Source organism: Pseudomonas sp. S4_EA_1b (assembly GCF_016307435.1).
GTDB lineage: Bacteria > Pseudomonadota > Gammaproteobacteria > Pseudomonadales > Pseudomonadaceae > Aquipseudomonas > Aquipseudomonas rhodesiae.
In genome coordinates this window covers 1-25,415 of the sequence record NZ_JAEILC010000047.1, presented here as the reverse complement: position 1 = coordinate 25,415, position 25,415 = coordinate 1, and the positions used below count along the sequence as shown (strand labels likewise).

Below are 25,415 nucleotides of genomic sequence, written 5' to 3'. Positions count from 1 at the left end.
TTGAGCCGGTACGCGTTGAACTGCCGAGTATATGGCAGGCTCAAAAGCGTTCAACTCAAGTTTACATCGCTGCTTTTTTGCCGATTTTCGGCGAATACGGCACACTACCCGCCCGAGCGCCTGCTCGGTTTTTTCCCACTTGAAGCAGCTCGCCTATGACCCGCTCCCCGTTCCGCCGTCTGGTGTTCGGCACCTTGCGCCGACTGTTGTACCTCTGGGTTCGCTCGGAGACGATCAACCAGTCGTCCCTAACCCTCAACCTGGACCGCAGCCGGCCGGTGTTTTACGTCCTGCAATCACCCTCCCTCACCGAACTGGCGGTGGTCGACGCCGAGTGCACCAAGGCCGGCCTGCCGCGCCCGGTGTTGCCGGTGTCGGTAGGCCCACTGATGGAGCCGGCGGCGTTCTTCTACCTCACGCCGGAACCGGATTGGCTGGGCCGCCAGGACAAGCGCGGTGCGCCGCCGACCCTGACCCGCCTGGTCAACACCCTCAGCGAGCACGCCGAAGACAATGCACAAATCATTCCGGTCAGCGTGTTCTGGGGCCAGTCCCCCGAGAGCGAGTCCAGCCCATGGAAGCTGCTGTTCGCCGACAGTTGGGCGGTCACCGGGCGTCTGCGCCGGCTGTTGAGCATCCTGATCCTGGGGCGCAAGACTCGCGTGCAATTCTCCGCGCCTATCAACCTGCGTGAATTGATCGAGCACAATAAAGGCCACGAACGCACCGTGCGCATGGCCCAGCGCATCCTGCGTGTGCACTTTCGTAACCTGAAGACTGCGGTGATCGGCCCCGACCTGTCCCACCGCCGCAACCTGGTGAAGGGCCTGGTCAACATGCCGCTGGTGCGCCAGGCCATCGCCGACGAAGCCGAACGCGAAAAAATCAGCCCGGAAAAAGCCAAGGCCCAGGCCCTGCGCTACGGCAACGAAATCGCCTCGGACTATACCTACACCGCGATCCGGTTTCTGGAAGTGGTGCTGAGCTGGTTCTGGAACAAGATCTACGACGGCATCAAGGTCAATAACATCGAAGGTGTGCAGCAGGTTGCCCAGGGTTACGAGGTGATCTACGTCCCGTGCCACCGCAGCCATATCGACTACCTGCTGTTGTCCTACCTACTGTTCAAGAACGGTCTGACGCCGCCGCATATCGCCGCCGGTATCAACCTGAACATGCCAGTAATCGGTAGCCTGCTGCGCCGTGGCGGTGCATTTTTCATGCGCCGCACCTTCAAGGGCAACCCGCTGTACACCGCTGTGTTCAACGAGTATCTGCATACGCTGTTCACCAAGGGCTTCCCGGTGGAGTATTTCGTCGAAGGCGGACGCTCGCGCACCGGGCGCATGTTGCAACCCAAGACCGGAATGCTGGCGATCACATTGCGCAGTTTCCTGCGCTCTTCGCGTATGCCGATCGTGTTCGTGCCGGTGTACATCGGTTATGAGCGCGTGCTCGAAGGCCGCACCTACCTCGGCGAACTGCGCGGGGCGAGCAAGAAAAAAGAGTCGATCTTCGATATTTTCAAAGTGGTCGGCGCCCTCAAGCAGCGCTTCGGCCAGGTCGCGGTGAACTTCGGCGAGCCGATCAAGCTGGCGGAATTCCTAGACGCCGAGCAACCGGACTGGCGCGCCCAGGACCTGGGCCCGAACTACAAGCCGGCGTGGCTCAACCAAACCACCCATCGCCTGGGCGAACAAGTGGCTCGCCACTTGAACGAAGCCGCCGCCGTGAACCCGGTGAATCTGGTGGCCCTGGCACTGCTGTCCACCACGCGCCTGGCCCTGGATGAACAGGCCATGGCCCGTCAGCTGGACTTGTACCTGACGCTATTGCGCCGCGTGCCGTACTCGCCCCATACCACCGTGCCGGAAGGCGATGGCATGGCGCTGATCCAGCACGTCAAAGATATGAAGCTGTTGTCGGAACAGAGCGACGCCCTGGGCAAGATTTTGTACCTGGACGAACAGAACGCCGTTCTGATGACTTACTACCGCAACAACGTACTTCACATCTTCGCCCTGCCCGCGCTGCTGGCGAGCTTCTTCCAGAGCAGCTCGCGCATGAGCCGCGAACAGATCCTGCGCTATACCCACGCGCTGTACCCGTACCTGCAATCGGAACTGTTTATCCGCTGGTCCCTGGACGATCTGGACAACGTGATCGACCAGTGGCTGGAGGCGTTCGTCGAACAGGGCCTGCTGCGCTTCGAGAAAGATGTGTACCTGCGCCCGGCCCCCAGCTCGCGACACTTTGTGCTGCTGACGCTGCTGTCCAAGAGCATCGCCCAGACCCTGCAACGCTTCTATATGGCGATCTCGCTGTTGCTCAACAGCGGCCAGAACAGCATCAGCGCCGAGGAGCTGGAAGACCTGTGCACGATCATGGCCCAGCGCCTGTCGATCCTGCATGGGCTCAATGCCCCGGAGTTCTTCGATAAGAGTCTTTTCCGACATTTTATTCAGACGTTGCTGGAGCAAGATGTGCTGCGCCGCGATGAGGCCGGCAAATTGAGCTACCACGACCTGCTCGGTGAACTGGCCGAAGGCGCGGCCAAGCGCGTGTTGCCGGCCGAGATTCGCCTGTCGATCCGCCAGGTGGCCTTGCACCGGGTGGACGGTGCGGGTGATGCGCCGGTGGAACCAGAAGAAAGCCGCTAGATTGAATAAGGGCCGGAGAGCCTCCGGCCCCGTTGAAAAGGAGCTGCACCATGAAAAAGATCATTCTCCTGGGCCTCACCACCCTGCTCGGAGCCTGCCAATCCATGAGTCCCGCGCCCAAGGCCAGCCTCGACGGCGAAGTGTTCTACCTGCAACGCATCGCCCTGCCCCCTGCGGCCACGTTGAGCGTGAGCCTGCAGGACGTGTCCCTGGCGGACGCTCCCGCCGTGGTTCTGGCCGAACAGAAAGGCCCGGTCAAAGGCCAGGTGCCCCTGCCGTTCCACCTGAGTTACGACCCGGCACAGGTCAAGCCCGGCCACAGTTACGCGGTGAGTGCTCGCATCGAGCTGGAGGGCAAGCTACTGTTCATCACCACTGATCGCCACACCGTGCGGCTCGACGGCCAGGACGCCCAGCCGCTGCGCGTGCGCGTCAACGCCGTAGCCCCCTGATTTCGAACATCGAACATAAGGAAGCGCCCATGCTCCGTAAATCCCTTCGCTTCACTGCCCTGTGTGCCGGCCTGCTGCTCGGCGCCAACGCTATGGCCCTGGACCTGGGCAGCCTGTCCCAGGGCGACGCCACCGGCGGACTCAAGGATGCACTGACCCAAGGTGCCCAGATCGCTGTGAAACAACTGGGCGTACCCGGCGGTTTCAGCAACAACCCGGAGGTCAAGATCGGCCTGCCGGGCAAGTTGGGCAAAGTCGCGGACAAGCTGAAGATGTTCGGCATGGGTGATCAGGTCACCCAACTGGAAACCAGCATGAACAAAGCGGCTGAAACGGCTGTGACCCAAGCCCAGCCGATTCTGGTAAACGCTGTGAAAAACATGAGCGTGACCGACGCCAAGGGCATCCTCAGCGGCGGCCAGGATTCGGCCACTCAGTACCTGGACAAAAGCAGTCGCGAAGCCATTCGCGCTAAGTTCCTGCCGATCGTCAAGGCTGCCACCGACAAAGTCGGCGTAGCCCAGCAGTACAACGCCCTGGCCGGCAAAGCCGCCGCCTTCGGCGCCTTGGATGCCAAGAGCGCTAATGTCGAGAACTACGTGACCGAACAGGCACTGGATGGTTTGTTCAAGATGATTGCGCAACAGGAAGAGACGATTCGCAAGAATCCCGCGGCGGCTGCCACCAGTTTGGCGAAGAAAGTATTCGGCGCACTGTAGGCACGCGTCAGCAAACCCCGCACTTATGCAAACGCCCCGATCAGTCGGGGCGTTCGCATTACTGAGCGAGCGAAAAAAACCGTTGGTATCGCAACTGCATCACCAAGTGATTTTGGTCTCAATCGTCGCAGTTTTTTGGCAAGGCTTGGCGTTGTCTTCGCATGGCTTTGCAGGTTCGGGTTTGTGCGAGTGGCAATGCTTATCGCCCCTCTTCGCCTCATTAAACAACGAGTTGAGCCCTAACAACGAAAGCGGGCCTAGGAACACAGGAAAAAGCATAGGCAACTCCTCACGAATTCAATGAAACCTTATCCCGCAGCGGCCCCATCAACATGAGAGAGCACCTGCAGATCAGGTAGCCATGTGTGGCAATTCGCTTGTAAACAGTTCCTCTGGCCTGTATTCAAATATCCTGACGCGTCCACAAATAGCGTACAGCAAGACCTCAGTGGATCAGCTCATCTGCCAGTCGTCCCAGCAGAACGGCCGCGAAACAGCAAATCGTCACAGCAGTGGCTCGATTGATGGCAACGGGTGTCAGCCAGTTTCCTCGGCGTCGTTCAAGACGGCTGCCCAGCAGTAACCAGGTCGCGCCAACCGGCACGATCACCATGGCCAGCACAACCATAAACGCCAAGTAGCCTCGCGGACTGCTGAACGCATCGGCGGGCGCGAGGAATGAAGCAATCAATAAACCCTTGGGGTTCATCAACGTCATCAGAAAGAAATAGCGACCTGAAAAACCGTCTCGGTCTAAACGGGTGTTTTCGCTTTTACGCTGCCAAAGCTGATACGAGACGTAGAGTAAGTAGGAGACGGCAACCCATTGCGCGCACCGCATTACCCATGGGGAATAGAACGCGAAATGGATCAGGGCGGCCCCCCACAACGACACCTGCAGCAGATAAGCCGCGCACTCAATCAGCACCAAGCGCCATGCGCCCCGAAATCCGAAGAGCACACCGGCGCGAAAAAGCAATGTGTTAGTCGGCCCGGGGGCAGACAGTAACAACATCAAACTCAAAACTGTGGCCAGCATGCTTACACGTCACCCTTCCTCACTCGGAACCACGCAGCATACAGGGCCGGCAGGAACAATAGGGTCAATGCCGTGGCGACAATCAACCCGCCCATGATCGCCACTGCCATCGGCCCGAAGAACACGCTACGCGACAGCGGGATCATCGCCAGCACCGCTGCCAGGGCCGTCAGCACTATCGGACGGAAGCGTCGGACCGTGGCCTCGATGATCGCCTGCCACGGCGCCAGCCCCGCCTTGATGTCTTGCTCGATCTGATCCACCAGGATCACCGAGTTACGCATGATCATCCCGGACAATGCGATAGTGCCGAGCATCGCCACGAACCCGAAGGGCTGACGGAACACCAACAGAAACAGCGTTACACCGATCAGCCCCAGCGGCGCCGTCAGAAACACCATCGCGGTGCGTGAGAAACTGCGCAATTGCAGCATCAGCAACGTCAACACCACCACGATGAACAGCGGCACACCGGCCTTCACCGAGTTCTGGCCGCGCGCGGAGTCTTCGACGGTGCCGCCGACCTCCAGCAGGTAACCGTCCGGCAATTCGGCGCGCACCTCGGCGAGGGTCGGAAAAATCTGCTGCACCAGGGTCGCCGGTTGTTCCTTGCCGTAGATATCGGCGCGGACGGTCACCGTGGGGAGGCGGTTGCGATGCCAGATCACACCTTCTTCGAAGCCGTACTCAAGGGTGGCGATCTGCGACAGCGCGACGCTTTTACCATTGTCGGTGGGCACCGCCAGGCTGGGGAGCAACGTCAGTTCGGTGCGTTCATGCCGGGTGCCGCGCAGGAGGATTTCGATCAACTCGTTATCCTCCCGGTACTGGCTGACGCTGGAGCCGGTCAGGGAACTCTGGAGGAATTTCGACAGGTTGGCGGTGCTGACGCCCAGCGCCCGGGCGCGGTCCTGATCGATATTGAGGTAGACGATTTTGCTCGGTTCCTCCCAGTCCAGGTGCACGTTAACCACATGAGTATTTTCGCGGACTTTCGCGGCGACCTTGCGGGCCAGGGCGCGCACCTCTTCGATATGTTCCCCCGTCACGCGAAACTGCACCGGGTAACCCACGGGCGGGCCGTTTTCCAGGCGTGTGACACGCGAGCGCAGGTCAGGGAACTGTTCGTTGAGGGTTTCGATCAGCCAGGTGCGCAGGGTTTCGCGCTCCTCGATGGTCTTAGCCAACACCACGAACTGGGCGAAGCTGGTGGCCGGCAACTGCTGATCCAGAGGCAAGTAAAAGCGCGGCGAGCCGGTGCCTATATAGGCCACATAATTGTCGATGCCGGCATGCTCTTTGAGCAGCGCCTCCAGGCGTTTGACCTGCTCGGCGGTGTTGCTCAGGGATGCGCCCTCGGCCAATTTCAAATCGACCATCAGTTCCAGGCGACCAGACGCCGGGAAAAATTGTTGCGGCACGAACCGAAACAACGCCACCGAACCGATAAACAGCAGCAGCGTCAGCACGATCACGGTTTTACGCCGATTCACACACCACGCCACCAACCGCCTTACACGCTGATAGAAGGGTGTGCCGTAGGGGTCGGGGCCATCATGGCCGTGTTTGGCGGCATGAATCTTCGCCAGGTCCGGCAGGAGTTTTTCCCCCAGGTAGGGCACGAACACCACGGCGGCCACCCAGGACGCGAGCAGCGCGATGGTCACCACTTGGAATATCGAGCGGGTGTATTCGCCGGTGCTCGACTGGGCCGTCGCGATGGGCAGAAAACCGGCCGCCGTGATCAGCGTACCGGTGAGCATCGGAAACGCGGTGCTGGTCCAGGCAAAACTGGCGGCCTTGAGCCGGTCGTAGCCTTGCTCCATTTTGATCGCCATCATTTCCACGGCGATGATGGCGTCATCGACCAGCAGCCCGAGGGCCAGTACCAGGGCGCCGAGGGAAATCTTGTGCAAGCCGATGCCGAGGTAATACATGGTGGCGAACGTCATCGCCAGCACCAGCGGAATCGCCAGTGCCACTACCATGCCGGTGCGCAGTCCCAGGGAGAAGAAGCTCACCAGCAACACGATGGCCAACGCTTCAGCCAGCACCTGGACGAATTCGCCGACCCCGGTTTTGACCGCTGCGGGCTGATCCGACACTTTGCGCAACTGCATGCCCGCCGGAAGGTTCTTCTGAAGACGTGCGAATTCACCCTCAAGCGCCTTGCCCAGCACCAGAATATCGCCGCCCTCGCGCATGGCCACGGCCAGGCCGATGGCGTCTTCGCCCATGTAGCGCATGCGTGGCGCCGGTGGATCGTTGAAGCCACGGTGAATATCAGCCACATCGCCGATACGGAAAGTGCGATCCCCCACGCGAATGGGAAAACTGCGGATTTCGTCCACCGTCTTGAAATTGCCCGACACCCGCAACTGAACACGCTCGCTTGGCGTTTCAAAGAACCCGGCGGTAGTCACCGCGTTCTGTTCCTGCAACGCCTGTTGCACAGCGGCCAAGGGTAAACCCAAGGTGGCGAGTTTGAGGTTGGACAGCTCGATCCAGATCTTCTCGTCCTGCAAACCGAGCAAGTCGACCTTGCCCACATCCGCTACGCGTTGCAGTTGGATCTGGATGCGGTCGGCGTAGTCCTTGAGCACGGCGTAGTCGAAACCATCGCCGGTCAGGGCGTAGATATTGCCGAAGGTGGTGCCGAATTCGTCGTTGAAAAACGGCCCTTGGATATCCGGCGGCAGGGTCTGGCGGATGTCGCTGATTTTCTTGCGCACCTGGTACCACAGTTCGGGTATCTGCGCCGAGCGCATGGCATCACGGGCGACGAAGGTCACCTGGGACTCGCCCGGCCGGGAAAACGAGACAATGCGCTCGTAGTCGCCGGTCTCCATGAGTTTTTTCTCAATGCGCTCGGTGACTTGCCGTGAGACTTCCTGCGCGGTGGCGCCAGGCCAGTTGGTCTTGATCACCATGGCCTTGAAGGTGAAGGGCGGATCTTCGCTCTGCCCCAGCTTGGTGTAGGACAACGTGCCCACCACTGCCAGCAGGATCATCAGGAACAGCACGATCTGGCGATTACGTAGCGCCCATTCGGAAAGATTGAAACCCATCGGGACTACTCCTTGGCCGCCAGATTCACCACACGGTTGGCGCGATCCACCGGGCGCACTGGCTGGCCCTCGTGGAGCACATGCACACCGGCTGCGATAACCCAATCATCGGCGCTCAAGCCCTCCAGCACCGGCACGGTTTTATCGCCGAACGCGCCGATACGCACCGGTGTGCGCTTGAGGGTGTTGTCCGGCTGCACGCGCCAGACGTAGGACTCACCGTTCTCCGCGCTGATGGCAGACAACGGCACGGACAGCGGATTACTGCCGTCGCCCTGTATAAATACGCGAGCGCTCTGGCCGAGTTCCGCCGGGACTTTGCCGCCGGTAAACGCAACGCGCGCAGCAAAAGTACGCGACTTGGGGTCGGCGGCAGGGGACAACTCGCGAATGCGCCCAGCGAAGCGTTGATCCGGCTGGCTCCACAGCTCCACAGACACCGGCTGGCCGATCTTGAAGCGAGCAAAGCCTTGTTCGGGCAGGCTGATCAGCACTTCACGTTCGCCATCGGTGGCCAGGGTGAACACCGTTTGCCCGGCGGACACCACTTGCCCGACTTCCACCGCACGCTTGGCCACCACGCCATCCTGCGGCGCGCGCAACACCGCATAGGCCGCCTGGTTACTGGCCACATCGAACTCGGCTTTGATTTGCTTGAGGCGGGCTTCGCCCGAACGGTAAAGATTTTCGGAATTGTCGTACTGGGACCGGCTGACCATCTGACGATCCAGCAAAGTTTTGTAGCGATCACGCTCGGCACGCACCAGGCTCAAGTTGGCCTGGGCGGCGGCGACCTGAGCGCGGGCAGCGTCCAGTTGCAGGCGCACGTCCTGAGGGTCGAGTTCGGCCAACGCCTGATTGGCCTTGACCCGCTCGCCCTCCTCCACCCAGCGCTTACTGACTTTGCCGCCAATGCGAAAAGCCAGGTCCGGCTCGTAGCGCGCACGCACTTCTCCGGGGTAGCTGTCCGTCGTCTGCGCAGAAGGCTGTGGCTGCACCACCATGGCCGGGCGGATGGTGGTCTGGGGCGCTTCTTCATGACCGCAGGCGGCCAATAGGAGGACCAGACACGAAGGCAACGCAAGGGGCAGGAAAGTGCTGCGCATGCTGAAGGACCTTTCGCAAATGATGCTAGGAATAATTATACTTGCCGGTATGTTATTAATACCAAACTCGCCAGTCCAGTATTAAAGGTGAAAATGTCCGACAATCCTCTGAACACCAATAGCCCCGGGCGTCCCAAGGACATGGCAAAACGCCAGGCAATCCTCGAAGCAGCCAAGTTTCTGTTTTTGAGCAATGGTTACGCCAGCACCAGCATGGACGCGGTGGCCTTGGAGGCTGGCGTGTCGAAACTCACGGTCTACAACCACTTCACCGACAAAGAAACCCTGTTCACCGCCGCCGTCGTGGCCAAGTGCGAGGAACAATTACCGGTGATGTATTTCGAGATGCCCGCGGGTGTACCGGTGGAAACGGTCCTGCTGACCATCGCCCGTGGCTTTCATCGGCTCATCAACAGCGAAGAGTCGGTGAACCTGCATCGGCTGATGATGACCACCGGCAATCAGGACGTGAAACTCTCGCAGATTTTCTTCGAAGCCGGGCCCATGCGCATGTTGCAAGGCATGGAACGCCTGCTCAGCACCATTGACCAGAGCGGCGCCCTGAGCATCGATAAACCGTTCAAGGCGGCCGAGCATTTCTTCTGCCTGCTCAAAGGCACGGCGAACTTCTGCCTGCTGTATGGCTGCGGCGGCAAGTTGAGTGAGGAAGCCGCCGAAGCCCATGTGCAGGATGTGGTGGGGTTGTTTATGCGGGCCTACAAGCCATAGCGGTTATTAGGGCTTGAGCGCTTTCTTGGGGTAAATGTCGTAGCGGCTGGACTTGCCATCCAGCGCATGGCTCGGCTTGGGCCCGTCGATACACGGCGCCTTGCGCGGGCGCTTGACCACAACACGGTGACTGGCCAGGGCCAGCGCTGCGGCGAGCAAGGCCGGTGCGTCTGGGTCATCGCCCACCAGCGGGCGGAACAGGCGCATCTCCTTCTTCACCAGGGCGGTTTTCTCACGATGAGGGAACATAGGGTCGAGGTAGATCACCTGGGGAGGCTCGCCCTCCCAGTTGCGCATCACCTCGATGGAGTTGCCCTTGAGCAGCTGCATGCGTGCCACGATCGGCGCCACCTCGAAATCATCCGCGCCGCGCGCCAGGCCGTCTTCGAGCAAAGCGCCAATCAACGGCTGGCGTTCGATCAGGCTCATGTCGCAACCCAGGCTCGCCAGCACGAAGGCGTCCTTGCCCAGGCCGGCGGTGGCGTCCAGCACCCGTGGGCGTACGCCTTGGGCGATGCCCACGGCCTTGGCGATCATCTGCCCACTGCCACCGCCGTATAAACGCCGATGCGCCGCGCCGCCTTCGACAAAGTCCACACGCACCGGCCCCGGCGCGTCTGCCCCCAGTTGCTGCAACTGCAAGCCATGTTCGCCGACCTGCAAGGAAAAATCCGCATCCGCCAGCACTAACGGCAAGCCAAGTTGGGCAGCCCACTGTTCGGCGCGGGCCTGGAAAGCATCGGCCATGGCCTCGACCCGGATGCGGCTGGCCGCTGGTTGTTCGCTCATCAATCGCTACGCTCAAAAATATTAAGGATCGGCCAACACCGGCCGATAAAACCAACAGTCAGGTATTTTGCCAGAGCTGAGCGTCGACCGAAGAAAATGTCAGACATTCTCCCCCTAACCATCGGTGTACTGCCGACCCACAACCACTACGGCTTGCGCAACACTCAAGCGCTGGCCGGTGTGAGTCATGTGTGGCAGGACTTCTTCGCCCGGGCATTGGCCGAGCAGCTCGGCGAAATGCCGGACGCGCCGGCAGCCGAGGCGACGGCACCGCTGGACCCGGCGGTAGAACCCAGCGCAGGCGCTGACCTGTTGTCGCAGATCCTCACCCAGCGTGAGTGCGACGTCAAAGACACCGAAATCGCCCCGCCAGAACCGCTGTTCCTGCCCATCGCCGAATTTGAAACCGAATTGCTGCCACCGGCTGCGACGCCGTTTCCTGAAGAGGAAATCGTCGCCCAGCAACGTCAGCAGAATTTCGAAAGCGGTTGGGTACGCCCAATCGTACTGGCCGCCGGGCAGCCATTGCCGGAGCCAGGTCCTGCGCCGGAACCGCGCGCACTGCACTTGCCAATCGCCGAGTTCGAACTGGACCTGTTGCCACCGCCGCCTACGCCTTACCCCGAAGAAGCGTTGGTGGAGCAGCAAAAAGCCCTGGACTTCGACTACTACTGGGCACGCCCGTTGATCACCCACAACCTGCGCCTGGCCGCTTGACCCTCAGCGACACACCCACCAGCGCCCCATATCGAAGTGGAAGTGATTGCGGTGCGCGGCGTTGTAGTCCGGGCTTAACACCACGTTGAAATCATCACAGGCACTGTCGCGCACCTGACGCAGGAACCGCGCATTCGCGCCCTCCCCCGGCCAATCCTTGAGCACGCTGATACTGCGCCCATCGGCCAAGCGAAAACCGGCGATATCCAACGCATTGGCCGAGGCGTGCTGACTCAGTTGCCCGTTGGCACGGTTATACATCGTGCGACAGGCAAAACTGCCCAGATGATCGACCCGCGTCACCGCCTGGCCGAACACCGTCTGCGCCGCCGGTTGCAGGCTATGGCGCTCGAACAGCGCGAACGCCACGGCCAGCGGGCAACTGGCAAGAAAGCTGCTGCTCAATCCCACCTCTGCACCCTGCACGCGCAAGGTGTTGCGCAACGGGCAGGCGACATCGGCGGATGAATCAGCTTGATGGCTCACGCGCAAGCCTGAAGTTTTCAGCACCTGGTCGCACAGCGCCGGGTCGTCCTGCAGACGTCCCAGCTTAAAACGCGTCAACAGGTTTGGGCTGGCGCGCACATCCAGCGGCGCCCATGGATTCCATTCCGGCGCCAACGGCACCCAGCCGCGCCATACACCGACCACCACCGCGCCGCCCAGCATCAGCAGCACACCCACCACCTTGATAAACCGCATGGGTCAGACCTTGAAAAACTGATTGGCCGTGCTGAAGGGCATCGAGCGCTCGGTAAAGGTAAAGGTGCCCAACTCATAGACCTCCTGGGCCGCGCGATAGAACTCGCCATAGGCCGCCAACGCCATCGCCGAACCCACGCTGATGCGCTTGACGCCCATGGCGCTCAATTGCGCGACGCTGAGTTTCAGCGCACCGGACATCAACACATTCACCGGTTTGGGCGCGACCGCCTTGACCACCGCCAACACCTCATCGGCGGTGCGCAGGCCCGGCGCGTAAAGTACGTCGGCACCGGCCTCGGCGTAGGCTTGCAGGCGGCGGAGGGTATCGGGCAGGTCCAGACGACCGTGCAATAGGTTTTCCGCGCGGGCGGTGAGCATGAACGCAAACGGCAAACTGCGGGCCGCGGTAGCCGCCGCTTGTACACGCTCCACAGACAGGTCGAAGGCATAAATGGGGTCGCCAGAGTGTCCAGTGGCGTCTTCGATGGAACCGCCGACAATCCCCGTGGCCGCTGCACGCAGGATGGTCTGGGCGCAGCCGTCCGGGCTGTCGCTGAAACCGTTTTCCAAGTCGGCCGCCACCGGCAGTGTTGTGGCCTGGGCGATCTGATGCGCGTTGAGCAAGGTGTCGTCCAGAGACAGCGCGCCCTCCGCATCCGGCCGACCAAGGCTGAAGGCATAACCCGCGCTGGTGGTGGCCAAGGCTTCGAACCCCAAGCTGGCAAGCATCACGGCGGAACCTGCGTCCCACGGGTTGGGCATCACGAAAGCGCGGTCGCGTTCATGCAGGCGCTTGAAGGTTTCGGCGCGAAGGGTTTGAGCATCCATGGCAAGCTCCTGGCGGGAAAAGGAGCCCTAGAGTAACCCCAGTTGCTCCGCTTCGGGCTCGCGATCCAACGTGGGTAATGGTGCAAGGCCGGGCAAGCGTGCCATCAGTTGGGTATGAAAGCGCATGGCCAATTGGGCGGCGAGGCGATTGTCCGAGGTGTGCAGAAACACGTAGGGAGTGCGGCCCTCTTCGATCCAGCCGGCGATTTTTTCAATCCAAGGCACCAGAAACGGGTCGTTGGCCTCCAGCTCCGGATGGCCAATGAAGCGCACCTGCGGAAACTGAGTCAGCGCAGCCGGCCGCGGCGGCACTTTGGGCTTTTTCGATTGCGCATGCAGCACCGCCGGCGACGTCGAGGTGCAACTGAACAGCGCCCTGGGGTCCAGGCAGATACGCTCGACACCCCGGTCGCGCAACAGGCGGTTAAGCATGCGCTCGGCATCGCCCTTGGCGAAAAATTCCGGATGGCGCACTTCCACCGCCATCGGACGCTCCAGGCCGTCGATAAACCCGGCCAGCTCCGCCAGACGTTGCGGCGAGAACGCGGCCGACAGTTGCAGCCATAACGGCGCTACGCGCTCACCCAACGGGCTCATCAGGCCGACGAAACTTTCCGCCGCCGGTAATTGCTCACGCAAATCGCCCCCGTGGCTGATATCCCCGGGGAATTTGGCGGTAAAGCGAAAATCGGCGGGCATGATTTCGGCCCAGCGCTGCACGGCGGCGGCCGAGGGGCGAGCGTAGAATGTGGTGTTGCCTTCAACGGCGTTGAAGACCTGAGAATAGAGGGCGAGGTAATCGCTGGCGCGAGCATCGGCTGGGTACAGGTACTCGCGCCAGGCGTTTTCACTCCAGGACGGGCAACCGAGGTAGTAAGGCAGAAGCATCAGATATGAACGTCGAGACCCAGCACTTCCATATCCCACTCGACAAAACCGGCGGTGGTCAGGTAACTGGCCAAGGCGGTGGCAACGCTTTTGCTCATGGAGCGGGGGAAGACCATATCCTGCTGACGGGCAGGCAGGCCGCTGATACGCGCACTGCCAGCACCTTGCGTAGCGGTCGCCGCCTCGGACTGGACTTCGATGAAGTCCGGCGAATCTTCGACCGAATCGTCTACCGTCACGCTCGCCTTGCGCGGCTTACGTTTGAGGGGGTACGACTGTGAGGAAAATCCGTCTATACGCATCGATGCGAACTCGCTATCAGTGATGGCATTTTAGTGGCGACTTCCGTTGCGCGCAAATGCTCTGGTGATAACTAGAACACATAATTTGAAAAAGGTTTAAAACCAAGGGCAAATTCTGACGATTGGCGAAAGTTGCCATCACTTTGGCGTCAAATCAGCCCGCGTTCGGCCTTGGTTTGCGCCACTTTATCGCGCAAGTACACCGGCGCCGCCTGATCGGCTGGGATCGCTTCACCGCGCTCGAAGGCAAAACGCGCCAGGGTCAGCAGGTCTTCGGCATGGGGCAACATGGCAGCGTCCTGGCCGGCCAGTTTCACCGCAATGCGCTCGCCATACCCCCAACCTGTGCCCGCGCCGAACCAATCGCCGCTGGCATCCTCCGGCAGTGCCGACGCTTCGGGCGGCTGCACCGCTTCCGCGCCGACCAGGCGCATTTCACCGGCCACCGCGCGGTAACAGCCCCAGTAGACTTCGTCCATCCGCGCGTCGATGGCGGCCGCTACCTGCGAGGCGCCCTGCTCACGCAACGCGCGCTGGGCCAATACGGCAAGATTGGAGACCGGCAACACCGGGCGTTCCAGGGCAAAGGCCAGGCCTTGCACCACGCCGATAGCAATGCGCACACCGGTAAAGGCGCCCGGGCCGCGACCAAAAGCAATAGCGTCCACCGCCGCTAACGTGGTGCCGGCGTCTTCGAGCAGTTGCTTGATCATCGGCAACAGCTTTTGCGCGTGCAGGCGTGGGATCACCTCGTAGTGGCTGGTTACTTTGCCATCGTGCAGCAAGGCAACGGAGCAAGCTTCGGTTGCGGTGTCCAGGGCCAGCAGGGTGCTCATCGGTGTCGGTGTCCAAGTCGAAAAAAAGTGCGCCAGTATAAACAACAACGGCCCGCAAGCGGGCCGTTGTGTGAGACGCCGATCAGGTGATCAGCTCAGGGCTTGCATCACCTTGGCGGTGATGGCTTCCACCGAACCGACGCCAGGGATATGGCTGTACTTCGGCTTGCCGTTGGCAGCGGACAGCTTCTGGTAGAAATCCACCAGCGGCTTGGTCTGGGAATGGTAGACCGACAGGCGATGACGCACGGTTTCTTCGGTGTCGTCCTTGCGCTGTACCAGGTCTTCACCGGTGACATCGTCTTTGCCTTCAACTTTCGGCGGGTTGTAGACGGTGTGGTACACGCGACCCGAGGCCTCGTGAACGCGACGGCCTGCGATACGCTGGACGATTTCTTCGTCTTCCACCGCGATTTCAACCACGGCGTCCAGCTCGACACCGGCCGTGACCAAAGCTTCGGCCTGAGGAATGGTGCGCGGGAAACCGTCGAACAGGAAACCGTTGGCACAGTCAGGCTGCGCGATACGGTCCTTGACCAGGGCAATGATCAGGTCATCGGAAACCAGGCCACCGGCGTCCATGATGCTCTTGGCCTTGATGCCCAGCTCGGTGCCTGCTTTTACCGCAGCGCGCAGCATGTCACCGGTGGAGATTTGTGGAATGCCGAATTTTTCAGTGATGAACTTTGCCTGAGTACCTTTACCGGCCCCGGGAGCTCCCAGCAGAATGACGCGCATCGATGTGCTCCTCAATTTTTTATAGAGATGACGCTCGGATTCGCCGCGTGGGGCCAATCGCGTAAAAATGTGATTCGGGCCGCCCAAACGGCCAAAGGCTGATCAAGATACACAGCAGGCCCTAACCACACAAGCCGCCAAAAGTCGGAAGAACCCGCGCCGCGCATGCGTCATAGGTAGGGTATTCCAGAGTGCAACCCGGCACCTTGAACGATGACCGCCCGGTTCCGGGCGGCCAGCGTGGTTCAAGCGCAAGCCATTGAGAACATGCGAAAAACCTCAGCCGGTGTTGCGCAAGCCGGCCGCGATACCGGCCACGGACACCAGCAGCGCCTGTTCCAGAGGGCTGTCCTGCGCGGCTTCCTGCCGGCGCGAGCGCGCCAGCAGCTCGGCCTGCAACAGATGCAAGGGGTCAAGGTAGGTGTTGCGCAGGCGGATGAACTCCAGGGTGTCAGGGCTGTGGGCCAGCAGCTGCGACTGGCCGGTCAGACCGAGCACCACCGAGCACGCCTGCGACAATAGGTCGCGTAAGTGCGCACCTAATGGCAACAAATCGGGCTGCACCAGACGCTCATCATAGAGACGCGCGATATCGGCATCGGCCTTGGCCAGCACCATTTCCAGCATATCGATGCGGGTGCGGAAGAAAGGCCACTGTTCGCGCATCTGCCCCAACAACTCACCTTCACCCCGCGCCAGGGCATTGCTCAACGCCGCTTCCCAGCCGAGCCAGGCCGGCAGCATCAAGCGTGTCTGGGTCCAACCGAAAATCCAAGGGATGGCGCGCAGGCTTTCGATACCGCCCGCACGCCGCTTGGCTGGACGGCTGCCCAGCGGCAGGCGGCCCAGCTCCTGTTCGGGGGTGGACTGGCGGAAATACTCGACGAATTGCGGATTTTCTCGCACCACCGCGCGGTAAGCCCTCACACCATCCGCGGCCAATTCGTCCATCAAATGACGCCAGGCCGGCTCGGGCGGTGGCGGCGGCAACAGCGTTGCTTCCAGCACTGCAGCCAAGTAAAGGTTGAGGTTCTGCTCCGCGATGTCCGGCAGACCGAACTTGAAGCGGATCATTTCGCCTTGTTCGGTGGTGCGGAAACGCCCGGCCACCGAGCCCGGTGGCTGCGACAGGATCGCCGCGTGGGCCGGGCCGCCGCCACGGCCCACGGTGCCACCGCGACCATGGAACAACAGCAGCTCCACTTGCTGTTCGCGGCAAATATCCACCAGGCGCTCCTGCGCCCGGTATTGCGCCCAGGCGGCAGCGGTGGTGCCGGCGTCCTTGGCCGAGTCGGAGTAGCCGATCATCACTTCCTGCGGGCCTTGCAGACGCGCGCGATAACCCGGCAGTTGCAACAATTGCTCGATCACCGGGCCGGCGTTATCCAGGTCGGCCAGGGTTTCGAACAACGGCACCACGCGCATTGGCCGCTGTACACCCGACTCTTTAAGCAGCAATTGCACCGCCAGCACATCCGACGCCGCACCGGCCATGGAGATGACATACGAGCCCAACGAAGCCGCCGGGGCCGCGGCAATTTCCTTACAGGTGTTGAGCACTTCGGCGGTGTCGGCCGACGGTTTGAAATACCCCGGCAGCAACGGACGACGGTTAGTCAACTCCTTCATCAAGAAGCTGATGCGCGCGTCCTCATCCCAGTCTTCGTAGCGACCCAGGCCGAGGTAATCGGTGATCTCCGTCATGGCTGACGAGTGTCGGCTGGAATCCTGGCGGACATCCAGACGCACCAGGAACAGGCCAAACGTCACGGCGCGGCGCAGGCAATCGAGCAGCGGCCCGTCGGCGATCACGCCCATGCCGCATTCATGCAGCGACTGATAGCACCGCTCCAGCGGCTCAAGCAGGTCACGGTTGTTCTGCAACACCTCAGCGGGCGCCGGTGTGCTGCTGCTCAACGCGGTGTGGGCCCATTGCCGCGTGGCGCGCAAGCGGTCGCGCAGTTGCTTGAGCACGGCCCGGTACGGCTCGACGCTGTCGCCGACCTTGGCCTGCAACGCTGGGCTGGCGTGGCGCATGGACAGCTCGGAAGCCAACTGATCGATATCGCGCAGGTACAGGTCGGCCGCCATCCACCGCGCCAGCAGCAAGACTTCGCGGGTGACCGGCGCGGTGACATTCGGGTTGCCGTCACGGTCGCCGCCCATCCACGATGCAAAGCGAATCGGCGCCGCTTCCAGGGGCAGGCGCAGGCCGGTGGCCGCGTGCAACGCCTGATCGGCCTTGCGCAAATAGTTGGGGATGGCATGCCACAGCGAATGCTCGATCACCGCGAAGCCCCACTTGGCTTCATCCACCGGCGTGGGGCGGGTGCGGCGGATTTCTTCGGTGTGCCAGGCCTCGGCGATCAATCGTTGCAGGCGTTGGCGGATCTGCTCGCGCTCGGCGGTGGTGAGGTCGCGGTGATCCTGCAAGGCCAACTGCGCGGCGATGGCGTCGTACTTCTGGATCAAGGTGCGGCGCGCCACTTCGGTCGGGTGGGCGGTGAGGACCAGCTCGATTTCCACGCGCGCCAACTGGCGGGCCAGGGATTCGTTGCTGTGGCCTTCGCGTTGCAGGCGCGCCAGCAGCTCGGGCAGCACGCGCGCCTCGAAGGGTGCCGGTTGCGACTCATCGCGACGGTGAATCAACTGATACTGCTCGGCGATATTGGCCAGATTGAGAAACTGGTTGAACGCCCGCGCCACCGGCAGCAGTTCGTCTTCCTGCAACTGATTGAGGCTGGCGCTCAGTTCATCGCCGGCGGTTTTCTCAGAGTCGGCGCCACGCCGATCGGCCTTGGCGCCTTTGCGGATCTGCTCGATCTTGTCGAGAAAATCATCGCCGTACTGCTCTCGAATGGTGTTGCCCAACAATTCACCCAGCAGGTGAACATCCTCACGCAAGCGTGCATCGATATCACTCATCAGCCAATCTCCAGCCAGAAATCCGGGACGCGCAGATCTGCCAGAGTGCCGCCCGCGTTGTTTTATGACAAGACTTTAAACCTTGTGGGTTGCAGCTAGTCTCAACCGTAAGCCGTCGCGATAGGCGAACGGCTGGTCACTCATCACCGCCCGCTTGCCGTGGGTTTTATTGAGGTTGCCATGAAAATCCGAGAATTGGCCCAGCATTGGGAAGAGAACGCCAAGGGTCGCTTGACCAAGACCGAATATGCGATCCACCTGGACGTGGAGTCCGCCGCCCGGCTGGCGGCCATCGCCGAGATGTACCCCAAGCGCAACACCGAAGAGCTGCTGGGCGAGCTGATCGGCGCCGCCCTTGAAGAGCTGGAAGCCAGCTTTCCCTATATCAAAGGTCAGCAGGTGATTGCGACCGATGAAGAGGGCGACCCGCTGTACGAAGACGTCGGCCCTACCCCGCGCTTTTTGTCGCTTTCGCGTCGCTATCTACATGATTTGTCTACCAGTGCGGACGAATCGAAGCACTGATCTGCTGTCGTTTAATCCACCCTCTCCTTGTATTCCGGGCCTATTGCAGGCCCGAAATACTTCCTGGCACTGCAAAAGTTCCAATTTTTTTCGCTGACCGCTCAGTCAGTTATTTTTTTAGGCAAATCGCCATCTCGTCTGAACTTTTGAAAAAAGCCTCCGGTCACAGCCAGTAAGCCATCACTTGGAACAGCCGTTTGAAAGAGCACCAGGCGCTTTACGACCGGGCTCGCAGCCGTTCGCTGACTGAGATGGATTTTGATGTTTTTCAGGAGTTATCCAATGGAGTTGAAGACGATGAAGACCAGCACTGCCAAATCCTCGTTTAACCATCTGCGCGGGCTTAAATTGGCCGCGCTGGCAATCGGTACCAGCTTCGTTCTGGCTGGCTGCGCCGGTAACCCTCCGACTGAGCAGTACGCAGTGACCCAGTCGGCGGTCAACAGCGCTGTCAGCGCCGGCGGCACCGAGTACGCCGCTGTAGAAATGAAGTCGGCTCAGGACAAGCTCAAAGAAGCTGAGATCGCGATGCACGACAAAAACTACGAGAAGGCTCGTACGTTGGCTGAGCAAGCCGAGTGGGACGCCCGTGTCGCAGAACGTAAAGCCCAGGCTGCCAAAGCTGAGCAAGCGGTAAAGGATTCCCAGAAGGCCGTTGACGAGTTGCGTAAGGAAGGTATGCGCCCGGCTGCTATCCAGCAGAAATAAACCGAGCCCCTTGATCGCACCGCACCCGATACTGAATTGAAAGGACGACACGATTATGCGTAAACAACTGATGATCCCTGCCCTGTTGGCAATGAGCGTTGCCTTGGCGGCCTGCTCCACCCCGCCGAACGCCAACCTGGAAAACGCCCGCACCAACTTCTCCGCCCTGCAAACCAACCCTCAAGCCACCAAGCTTGCGGCGCTGGAAACCAAGGACGCTCAGGAATGGCTGGATAAGGCCGACAAAGCCTACCGCGACAAGGAAGACCAGAAGAAGGTCGACCAGTTGGCTTACCTGACCAATCAGCGCGTTGAAGTGGCCAAAGACACCATCGCCCTGCGCGAATCCGAAGCCAAGCTGAAAAACGCCGGTGACGAACGCGCTCGCGCCCTGCTGGATGCTCGCGATGCGCAGATCAAGCAGCTGCAGGATAGCCTGAACGCCAAGCAGACCGATCGCGGTACGCTGGTGACTTTCGGTGACGTACTGTTCGCCACCAACAAATCCGACCTGAAATCCAGTGGTCTGGTGAATATCACCAAACTGGCTCAGTTCCTGCGCGACAATCCAGATCGTAAAGTGATCGTCGAAGGCTATACCGACAGCACCGGTTCCGATTCCTACAACCAGAGCCTGTCGGAGCGCCGTGCAGCGTCCGTACAACGCGCACTGGCTCAGCAAGGTGTGGATATTTCGCGCATCGTGACCCAGGGCTATGGCAAGGAATATCCGGTTGCCGACAATAGCAGTGCATCGGGCCGCGCCATGAACCGCCGCGTTGAAGTGACCATCTCCAACGACAACCAACCGGTCAAGCCACGTTCGTCGATGGCGAACTGATTGATTGAGCTTGGATAGAAAAACCCACCTTACGGTGGGTTTTTTTTCGGTTCGCCAAACTCGATAGTGCGATGAGTATCCTCAGCGGGCATTTCAATTCTGGAACCGTAGGTATTTTGCGATAGCTTGTCCATCAGTTGCGCAAGCTCATGATCCCGAGCATCTCGCCTTTCCAGCGTCTGATGCCCTCTGATCATGTCCAGCATGTTGTCGATTGCAGCAATCCGTATCGCCACGTTCTCAGCCTCGATCTGTGTAAGCAACTCCGCTTTCTGTGGTTTGAATACGCGATAGGGTTCCAGTTAATTCCGTCGCCAGTGACTACCGCCAGCGCCAACTTGTTCTTGGACTGATCGCTACAAGCGCGATAAAAAGCCCATCGGCGAGAGCTGCTTTTGTGAGACGGCAGTCAGAAAGATACCGGGGTGTTCCCCTGATAGTCTCCCTGCTGGATTTGAGAGGCAGACTGCGCGCCAGATTGACCGTCTTGCTGAGCGTTGCCGCTTTGAGCTTCTTGACCGCTCTTTGCCCCTTCATTCTTTTTTTGTTCAAGTAGCTTATTCAGCAGCTTCAAAAGCTCCTCAAGGGTTTCGCCGCCACCGGCACCACTGCTTCCCGATCCACCTTGGGAACCTTGCGATTGCAGTTGTTGAATTTTGTTTCGTGTATCTTGGATCTGCTGATCGAGACTATCTTGCCCCACTGCGCCGGCATAGCCCGCATTCCCAACACTCGACGGTCCATTAATAGCTGCCATAGATGCTAACTCCACATAACTGAAATAAAGACCGATCAGTGATACCAATCAGTCCAGAATCTGTGGCCGGTTAATCGAGACAGTTCCGGGTTGCGCAGGTTTACCATTGCACTGAAGACTTAATCACCAAGTCTCGTGGCGTTTTCCCACAACAATGATGTGAAAGCTTACTGCTGCAACTGCGGCGTTTCCTGCCCCATGCAGCGCACGGCTTGCTTCTTGTTGTTCACCAGCACGCCACTCAAGCCTTTCTGCTCGGTATCAAACATCACCAGCACGCCATCGACGCACTGCGCCACTTGGGCGGCCGGAGTCAGGGAGATCTTGTAATCCTCGCCCGGCACGGTCTTGAGCATGGTGAAGTCACTGAGCAGCAACGCATCTTCCGGTTTGGCGAAGTGCAGGTAGCCGTAGTACCACAGGCAACCGACGGTACCGATGATGGTGCCGATGCCGGTGAGGATCAGCGGGATCATGTTGCGTTCTTCGCTCATTGCGGGCTCTCTGATGGATCAACGTTAGGAGTCGGATAGTTTGGAATTTCGCCCAGGCGCCGCAGGCCATTGAAATGTTGCGGGTCATCCAGATAGCGCAGCATCACGGTTTGCCAGGTTTTATCGGCAAAGGTCTGCACATGCCCGCCCCGGGTCAATTGCAAGACTCTGGGCGGCGGCGCCGCCTGATACAAGCGGATGCCATTGGCCACGGGCACGATCGGGTCATCGAGGCTGTGAAACAACAGTTTCGGCACGCCACTCAACTGGGGCATGGCGTTGATCGCACTGTCCGCGTCGGGCACGAGCCAGGATAAGGGCACTTGCAATGGCCATGTTAGCCAGGAGGTGCTCAGCGCGAATTGTCCTACGTCACGATAACTAGCCGGTACGCCGTCCAGCACCAGCGCTTTGAGCTGGGTCTGACGCTGCGGGTGCGCCGCCAAGTAATGCACGGCCAGCGCGCCGCCCAGGCTTTGGCCGAGCACAATCAGCGGCTGCCCCTGGGTTTCGGGGGCCTTGTCGAGCCAGCTGAAAGCCGCGTCCACGTCCTGATAAATCGCCGGCAATGAGGGCTTGCCTTCCGACAGCCCATAACCGCGATAGTCCAGCAGCAACACTTGATACCCCTGCTCCGGTAACCACCAACTGCCGCCCAGATGCCAGGCCAAATTGCCACCGTTGCCGTGCAGGTGCAGCACCGTGCCCTTGAGCGGCACGCCGGGCTTGGCCGGCAACCACCAAGCATGCAGCTTGACGCCATCGGCGGTGGTCAAGGTGACGTCGCGGTAGTCCAAGTGTGCTTTTTGTGGCGTGAACGGCAGGCCGGGTTCGGGGTAGAACAGCAGCGAGCTACAGCCGTTCAGTGTGAGGAGCAGGCACAGAATGCCGAGGATTCTCATCCGTTGAAGCCTCGCAAATAACAGCATTTAAAGGATATTGGAGTAGTCAGCCTCGATCCGATCCAGGCTCAGATGGTTGAGGAAGTTGGAAAAGCACATCCACGCCGCCAGGGCGTTCATGTCACGGAATTGCTCGGGCAGGTACTTGGGCGGCACCACCAGGCCTTCGTCCACCAGTTGGCGCAGGGTACGCATGTCCTCCAGGGTGGTCTTGCCGCAGAACAGCAGCGGCACTTGTTCCAGCTTGCCTTTACGCACAGCCAACTGGATGTAGTTGTAGACCATGATAAAGCCCTTGAGGTAGGACAAATCCTTGGTGAACGGCAGACCGGTTGGCACCGAGCCACGGAATACGCGGCTGGCGTTGCCATAGCTTTCCGCCATCTCAAAGCCTTGTTCGCGGAAGAACTCAAATACCTGCAGGAAGTCGGCGCCCTCCTCCACCATATGGATGGCCCGCGTGCGGTTGGTCAATTTGCGCAGGCGGCTGGGGTAGGAGGCGAAGGTAATGATCTCCATCAGGATCGCCAGACCTTCCTGGGTCACGGTGGACGACGGCGGGCCCTTGGACAGGAATGTGCAGATCGGCTGGTTCTGGCCGTTGAGGGTGGTGCCCACATGCACCAGGCCTTCATGCACTTCCAAGGCGCGCACATCGCGGTCGTTGAACATCGCGTCGGCGCGGATCTTGATGTAGTCGGCACCCGCCGCCGCGTCGGCGACGATACCGTCGGACTCGAACACACGAATGGTTTCTTCGGCCTCGCCGAATACCTTGTTCAGACGGGTTTGCAGCAGGGCCACGGCGTCCTTGGCGGTCAGGGTCTTGGCTTCGTCCTTGAGGTCGCCACGGCCGTCGATGTTGTTCAGGTAATCGGACAGCATCAGGCCCAGATCGGCCAGGGTCGGGTCGCCGGCGTGGAACGCATCGGAGGCGGCGCCGTACAGCTCTTGGGAGATCAGCCCGAAGTCCTCGGTGCCGCGGGCCTCCAGCATGCGCACCACCATGCGGTATTCCTTGCACATGCGACGCATGATCTGCCCCACCGGGCTGAATTGGCCGAGCCGGCGGGTGATGTCACGCTCGATATTCTGGAATTCCAGCTTCACCGCGCTGGAATCGAACGACAGCGGCCGGTTCAGGTAATAGTCGCGATCCACGGCCGGCATGGCTTTGCCCTTGGCATTGAGAAACCCTTGACGGATGTTCTCGTCCCACTTCACGGCGTCGAGGACGCGGATCGGGGTTTGCGCCAGCACAATGCGATCGGACAAGGTGCGTATCGTCTGCTGGTAATCGTCCACCCGGTACTTCCTCTTTAAACGTTATCGACCCGCGCGCCGGTAGCGCACGGCTTCAACGAACACATCGGCATTGGCCGGATCATCCAGGTAGGCAAATACCTGGCTCATGGCGCTGTCGATCAGTACACCGGCGCCTTCGACGGTATCCACGGTGCTGCCATGCAGTACCTGTTGCCCGATAGCCTGGTGAATCTGTTCGAGATCGAGGTTATAGACCACCAATTCGTGCTTATCGTCGAACTCGAACCCCGCCAGGAAGTAATGCCCTCCCAACCTGGCGGGCAACGGTGCCGACAGGTACCAGCGGCTGCCATGGCGCGAAACGGTAAACAGGTACTCATCGCGCTGGGCCGGCGAGGCTTTAGGGTAGCTCACCGCTTTATAGCGGTGCTCACCGACGCGGCTGATTTGCAGATTGAGCGGTTCGCCCCAGGCATTCTTGCTGGTCCAATGGCCCAGCAATTCATCCGGCGCCGCCTCATGGGCGGGCAACGGGTCCTTGAACGTTACCAGGCAACCACCGAGCAATAGGAACGACAGGGCCAGTACCGCCAAACGCCAGGTTTTCATTGGACTCCCCCGGTGTCAGACCGAGGCCAACACCAAATGCATGTAACGCTTGAGAATCTCAAGCATCTCGTCAGCGGTCAGAGGCTCTGGGCCGCCCAGCAGGCCCTGATATTCCATCCGACCGATTATCGCCGTCAACACTTTGGCATCCTGTTGCGGCTCGCGGGAACCCAATACCTGGAAAAACTGCCCGGTGCCCTGCAGCAGGATCTGTTGATGGGAGCGCACCAGTTCCGCCAGGCGCGGGTTGAGCAAGGCTTCCTGACGGAAGGCCTGTTCGGCCATCAAGTGCTCGCGGCGGTTGGTCAATTGACGCATCACGTAATCGGCGGTCAAGCGGGCGATGTCGTCCGCCAACTGGGAGCGCGACTGCGGGCTGCCATCGCCATAAGCGACCATTTCGCGCAGCAGGCCCTCGTTACGCACCCACAATTTACCCATGAACGCGGCGCTGCGTTCCACGTATTGGGCGAAGGTGTCGGTGAGCAGGTCGTCGATATCCTTGAAGTAGTAGGTGGTCGCCGACAGCGGCACCCCCGCTTCGGCGGCCACCGCACGATGACGCACAGCCCGCACACCATCGCGCACCACGATGCGCATGGCCGCATCCAAAATGTCTTGCCTGCGCTGCTCGCTGCCTTGGCGACTGGCCTTGCGGCCCTGGTACTGGACGCTTTCAGCCACGGCAGCAGCAATGCCGGCGGCGCCTTCTTGTGCGGTTACGCGGTTCACGACTCACATCCTTGAACAGATCAAAACCTGGCGCTGTTTGCTTGACGCTTATAGACGCCACATCGGCATAGGGGACGGCC

At 60.5% G+C, this 25,415-nt stretch carries 26 protein-coding genes; 8 read left to right on the top strand and 18 right to left on the bottom strand.

Going from position 1 to position 25,415, the window contains the following annotated elements:
- Positions 1-155 precede the first annotated feature (155 nt).
- The 3 genes from plsB to YA0848_RS16750 are packed head-to-tail and all read left to right on the top strand — an operon-like array spanning position 156 to position 3,831.
- Entirely contained in the window at positions 156-2,660 is a 2,505-nt protein-coding gene (gene plsB, locus YA0848_RS16760; RefSeq protein WP_169903665.1) for a glycerol-3-phosphate 1-O-acyltransferase PlsB, read from the top strand.
- 50 nt (positions 2,661-2,710) lie between these two features.
- Positions 2,711-3,112: a YbaY family lipoprotein gene (locus tag YA0848_RS16755; protein ID WP_169903664.1), complete on the top strand. Its 402-nt coding sequence runs from the start codon at positions 2,711-2,713 to the stop codon at positions 3,110-3,112.
- 29 nt (positions 3,113-3,141) lie between these two features.
- Positions 3,142-3,831, top strand: coding sequence for a DUF4197 domain-containing protein (locus YA0848_RS16750; protein ID WP_034096222.1), 690 nt, complete (start codon positions 3,142-3,144; stop codon positions 3,829-3,831).
- 445 nt (positions 3,832-4,276) lie between these two features.
- Here the strand turns inward: YA0848_RS16750 and YA0848_RS16745 are convergent, their stop codons facing one another.
- The 3 genes from YA0848_RS16745 to YA0848_RS16735 are packed head-to-tail and all read right to left on the bottom strand — an operon-like array spanning position 4,277 to position 9,044.
- Positions 4,277-4,870, bottom strand: coding sequence for a LysE family translocator (locus tag YA0848_RS16745; RefSeq protein ID WP_034096220.1), 594 nt, complete (start codon positions 4,868-4,870; stop codon positions 4,277-4,279).
- A 2-nt stretch (positions 4,871-4,872) separates the two neighbouring features.
- Complete coding sequence (locus YA0848_RS16740; RefSeq protein WP_034096219.1) at positions 4,873-7,938, bottom strand: efflux RND transporter permease subunit; 3,066 nt, start codon at positions 7,936-7,938, stop codon at positions 4,873-4,875.
- 5 nt (positions 7,939-7,943) lie between these two features.
- Positions 7,944-9,044 (bottom strand): efflux RND transporter periplasmic adaptor subunit, encoded by a 1,101-nt coding sequence (locus tag YA0848_RS16735; protein ID WP_034112102.1) that lies wholly within the window; start codon positions 9,042-9,044, stop codon positions 7,944-7,946.
- A 93-nt stretch (positions 9,045-9,137) separates the two neighbouring features.
- Here YA0848_RS16735 and YA0848_RS16730 point away from each other — a divergent pair, with 93 nt between their 5' ends.
- Entirely contained in the window at positions 9,138-9,773 is a 636-nt protein-coding gene (locus YA0848_RS16730) for a TetR/AcrR family transcriptional regulator (protein WP_047881550.1), read from the top strand.
- 6 nt (positions 9,774-9,779) lie between these two features.
- On the opposite strand, the gene YA0848_RS16725 is transcribed toward YA0848_RS16730, so the two are convergent.
- Positions 9,780-10,562, bottom strand: a complete 783-nt coding sequence (locus YA0848_RS16725) for a class I SAM-dependent methyltransferase (protein WP_047881551.1) — start codon at positions 10,560-10,562, stop codon at positions 9,780-9,782.
- Positions 10,563-10,658: 96 nt separating this feature from the next.
- Here YA0848_RS16725 and YA0848_RS16720 point away from each other — a divergent pair, with 96 nt between their 5' ends.
- The gene (locus YA0848_RS16720; RefSeq protein ID WP_034096215.1) at positions 10,659-11,279 is read left to right on the top strand and encodes a hypothetical protein; all 621 of its coding nucleotides are present in this window, start codon (positions 10,659-10,661) and stop codon (positions 11,277-11,279) included.
- Positions 11,280-11,282: 3 nt separating this feature from the next.
- Here the strand turns inward: YA0848_RS16720 and YA0848_RS16715 are convergent, their stop codons facing one another.
- From YA0848_RS16715 to ppc, 7 genes are all read right to left on the bottom strand, one after another.
- Positions 11,283-11,981 carry an extensin-like domain-containing protein gene (locus YA0848_RS16715; protein WP_047881552.1) on the bottom strand — a complete coding sequence of 233 codons (699 nt, stop codon included), beginning with the start codon at positions 11,979-11,981 and terminating at the stop codon, positions 11,283-11,285.
- Positions 11,982-11,984: 3 nt separating this feature from the next.
- The gene (locus YA0848_RS16710) at positions 11,985-12,812 is read right to left on the bottom strand and encodes an isocitrate lyase/PEP mutase family protein (protein ID WP_034096213.1); all 828 of its coding nucleotides are present in this window, start codon (positions 12,810-12,812) and stop codon (positions 11,985-11,987) included.
- A gap of 27 nt (positions 12,813-12,839) precedes the next feature.
- Entirely contained in the window at positions 12,840-13,700 is an 861-nt protein-coding gene (locus tag YA0848_RS16705; RefSeq protein ID WP_169903663.1) for a DUF72 domain-containing protein, read from the bottom strand.
- Positions 13,700-14,002, bottom strand: coding sequence for a hypothetical protein (locus tag YA0848_RS16700; RefSeq protein WP_034096211.1), 303 nt, complete (start codon positions 14,000-14,002; stop codon positions 13,700-13,702). The genes YA0848_RS16705 and YA0848_RS16700 overlap by 1 nt, the downstream gene beginning before the upstream one ends.
- A gap of 149 nt (positions 14,003-14,151) precedes the next feature.
- On the bottom strand, positions 14,152-14,838 hold the full coding sequence (gene tsaB, locus YA0848_RS16695; protein ID WP_034096210.1) for a tRNA (adenosine(37)-N6)-threonylcarbamoyltransferase complex dimerization subunit type 1 TsaB: 687 nt from the start codon (positions 14,836-14,838) through the stop codon (positions 14,152-14,154).
- A 90-nt stretch (positions 14,839-14,928) separates the two neighbouring features.
- Positions 14,929-15,576, bottom strand: a complete 648-nt coding sequence (gene adk, locus YA0848_RS16690) for an adenylate kinase (RefSeq protein WP_034096209.1) — start codon at positions 15,574-15,576, stop codon at positions 14,929-14,931.
- Positions 15,577-15,855: 279 nt separating this feature from the next.
- Positions 15,856-18,501 (bottom strand): phosphoenolpyruvate carboxylase, encoded by a 2,646-nt coding sequence (gene ppc, locus YA0848_RS16685; RefSeq protein ID WP_169903662.1) that lies wholly within the window; start codon positions 18,499-18,501, stop codon positions 15,856-15,858.
- Positions 18,502-18,681: 180 nt separating this feature from the next.
- Here ppc and YA0848_RS16680 point away from each other — a divergent pair, with 180 nt between their 5' ends.
- The 3 genes from YA0848_RS16680 to YA0848_RS16670 all read left to right on the top strand — a co-directional run bounded on the left by YA0848_RS16680 (position 18,682) and on the right by YA0848_RS16670 (position 20,575).
- Complete coding sequence (locus YA0848_RS16680) at positions 18,682-19,026, top strand: hypothetical protein (protein ID WP_034096207.1); 345 nt, start codon at positions 18,682-18,684, stop codon at positions 19,024-19,026.
- A 282-nt stretch (positions 19,027-19,308) separates the two neighbouring features.
- The gene (locus YA0848_RS16675; RefSeq protein ID WP_184316374.1) at positions 19,309-19,734 is read left to right on the top strand and encodes a DUF4398 domain-containing protein; all 426 of its coding nucleotides are present in this window, start codon (positions 19,309-19,311) and stop codon (positions 19,732-19,734) included.
- Positions 19,735-19,789: 55 nt separating this feature from the next.
- Positions 19,790-20,575 (top strand): OmpA family protein, encoded by a 786-nt coding sequence (locus tag YA0848_RS16670; protein ID WP_034096205.1) that lies wholly within the window; start codon positions 19,790-19,792, stop codon positions 20,573-20,575.
- Between the two features lie 29 nt (positions 20,576-20,604).
- Here the strand turns inward: YA0848_RS16670 and YA0848_RS16665 are convergent, their stop codons facing one another.
- The 7 genes from YA0848_RS16665 to YA0848_RS16635 all read right to left on the bottom strand — a co-directional run bounded on the left by YA0848_RS16665 (position 20,605) and on the right by YA0848_RS16635 (position 25,335).
- Positions 20,605-20,838 (bottom strand): hypothetical protein, encoded by a 234-nt coding sequence (locus YA0848_RS16665; RefSeq protein ID WP_080758681.1) that lies wholly within the window; start codon positions 20,836-20,838, stop codon positions 20,605-20,607.
- A 146-nt stretch (positions 20,839-20,984) separates the two neighbouring features.
- The gene (locus YA0848_RS16660) at positions 20,985-21,332 is read right to left on the bottom strand and encodes a hypothetical protein (protein ID WP_034096204.1); all 348 of its coding nucleotides are present in this window, start codon (positions 21,330-21,332) and stop codon (positions 20,985-20,987) included.
- A 167-nt stretch (positions 21,333-21,499) separates the two neighbouring features.
- A complete protein-coding gene (locus tag YA0848_RS16655) occupies positions 21,500-21,826 on the bottom strand; it encodes a hypothetical protein (RefSeq protein WP_003172217.1) in 327 nt (108 codons plus the stop codon).
- Complete coding sequence (locus YA0848_RS16650) at positions 21,823-22,728, bottom strand: alpha/beta hydrolase (protein WP_034112098.1); 906 nt, start codon at positions 22,726-22,728, stop codon at positions 21,823-21,825. The genes YA0848_RS16655 and YA0848_RS16650 overlap by 4 nt, the downstream gene beginning before the upstream one ends.
- Positions 22,729-22,755: 27 nt before the next feature.
- On the bottom strand, positions 22,756-24,033 hold the full coding sequence (locus YA0848_RS16645) for a flavohemoglobin expression-modulating QEGLA motif protein (protein ID WP_034096202.1): 1,278 nt from the start codon (positions 24,031-24,033) through the stop codon (positions 22,756-22,758).
- A 21-nt stretch (positions 24,034-24,054) separates the two neighbouring features.
- A complete protein-coding gene (locus tag YA0848_RS16640; protein WP_034112094.1) occupies positions 24,055-24,603 on the bottom strand; it encodes a hypothetical protein in 549 nt (182 codons plus the stop codon).
- Between the two features lie 15 nt (positions 24,604-24,618).
- Positions 24,619-25,335, bottom strand: coding sequence for a TetR/AcrR family transcriptional regulator (locus YA0848_RS16635; RefSeq protein ID WP_034096200.1), 717 nt, complete (start codon positions 25,333-25,335; stop codon positions 24,619-24,621).
- Between the last annotated feature and the right edge of the window lie 80 nt (positions 25,336-25,415).

Bases quoted from the DNA above. Each gene is read 5' to 3' on its own strand.
- YA0848_RS16745 (WP_034096220.1), bottom strand. From the start codon at position 4,870: ATGCTGGCCACAGTTTTGAGTTTGATGTTGTTACTGTCTGCCCCCGGG.
- YA0848_RS16640 (WP_034112094.1), bottom strand. From the start codon at position 24,603: ATGAAAACCTGGCGTTTGGCGGTACTGGCCCTGTCGTTCCTATTGCTC.
- YA0848_RS16705 (WP_169903663.1), bottom strand. From the start codon at position 13,700: ATGCTTCTGCCTTACTACCTCGGTTGCCCGTCCTGGAGTGAAAACGCC.
- YA0848_RS16735 (WP_034112102.1), bottom strand. From the start codon at position 9,044: ATGCGCAGCACTTTCCTGCCCCTTGCGTTGCCTTCGTGTCTGGTCCTC.
- YA0848_RS16655 (WP_003172217.1), bottom strand. From the start codon at position 21,826: ATGAGCGAAGAACGCAACATGATCCCGCTGATCCTCACCGGCATCGGC.
- YA0848_RS16730 (WP_047881550.1), top strand. From the start codon at position 9,138: ATGTCCGACAATCCTCTGAACACCAATAGCCCCGGGCGTCCCAAGGAC.
- YA0848_RS16755 (WP_169903664.1), top strand. From the start codon at position 2,711: ATGAAAAAGATCATTCTCCTGGGCCTCACCACCCTGCTCGGAGCCTGC.
- tsaB (WP_034096210.1), bottom strand. From the start codon at position 14,838: ATGAGCACCCTGCTGGCCCTGGACACCGCAACCGAAGCTTGCTCCGTT.
- ppc (WP_169903662.1), bottom strand. From the start codon at position 18,501: ATGAGTGATATCGATGCACGCTTGCGTGAGGATGTTCACCTGCTGGGT.
- YA0848_RS16740 (WP_034096219.1), bottom strand. From the start codon at position 7,938: ATGGGTTTCAATCTTTCCGAATGGGCGCTACGTAATCGCCAGATCGTG.
- YA0848_RS16725 (WP_047881551.1), bottom strand. From the start codon at position 10,562: ATGAGCGAACAACCAGCGGCCAGCCGCATCCGGGTCGAGGCCATGGCC.
- plsB (WP_169903665.1), top strand. From the start codon at position 156: ATGACCCGCTCCCCGTTCCGCCGTCTGGTGTTCGGCACCTTGCGCCGA.
- YA0848_RS16675 (WP_184316374.1), top strand. From the start codon at position 19,309: ATGGAGTTGAAGACGATGAAGACCAGCACTGCCAAATCCTCGTTTAAC.
- YA0848_RS16650 (WP_034112098.1), bottom strand. From the start codon at position 22,728: ATGAGAATCCTCGGCATTCTGTGCCTGCTCCTCACACTGAACGGCTGT.
- YA0848_RS16700 (WP_034096211.1), bottom strand. From the start codon at position 14,002: ATGCGTATAGACGGATTTTCCTCACAGTCGTACCCCCTCAAACGTAAG.
- YA0848_RS16680 (WP_034096207.1), top strand. From the start codon at position 18,682: ATGAAAATCCGAGAATTGGCCCAGCATTGGGAAGAGAACGCCAAGGGT.
- adk (WP_034096209.1), bottom strand. From the start codon at position 15,576: ATGCGCGTCATTCTGCTGGGAGCTCCCGGGGCCGGTAAAGGTACTCAG.
- YA0848_RS16715 (WP_047881552.1), bottom strand. From the start codon at position 11,981: ATGCGGTTTATCAAGGTGGTGGGTGTGCTGCTGATGCTGGGCGGCGCG.
- YA0848_RS16720 (WP_034096215.1), top strand. From the start codon at position 10,659: ATGTCAGACATTCTCCCCCTAACCATCGGTGTACTGCCGACCCACAAC.
- YA0848_RS16710 (WP_034096213.1), bottom strand. From the start codon at position 12,812: ATGGATGCTCAAACCCTTCGCGCCGAAACCTTCAAGCGCCTGCATGAA.
- YA0848_RS16750 (WP_034096222.1), top strand. From the start codon at position 3,142: ATGCTCCGTAAATCCCTTCGCTTCACTGCCCTGTGTGCCGGCCTGCTG.
- YA0848_RS16660 (WP_034096204.1), bottom strand. From the start codon at position 21,332: ATGGCAGCTATTAATGGACCGTCGAGTGTTGGGAATGCGGGCTATGCC.
- YA0848_RS16670 (WP_034096205.1), top strand. From the start codon at position 19,790: ATGCGTAAACAACTGATGATCCCTGCCCTGTTGGCAATGAGCGTTGCC.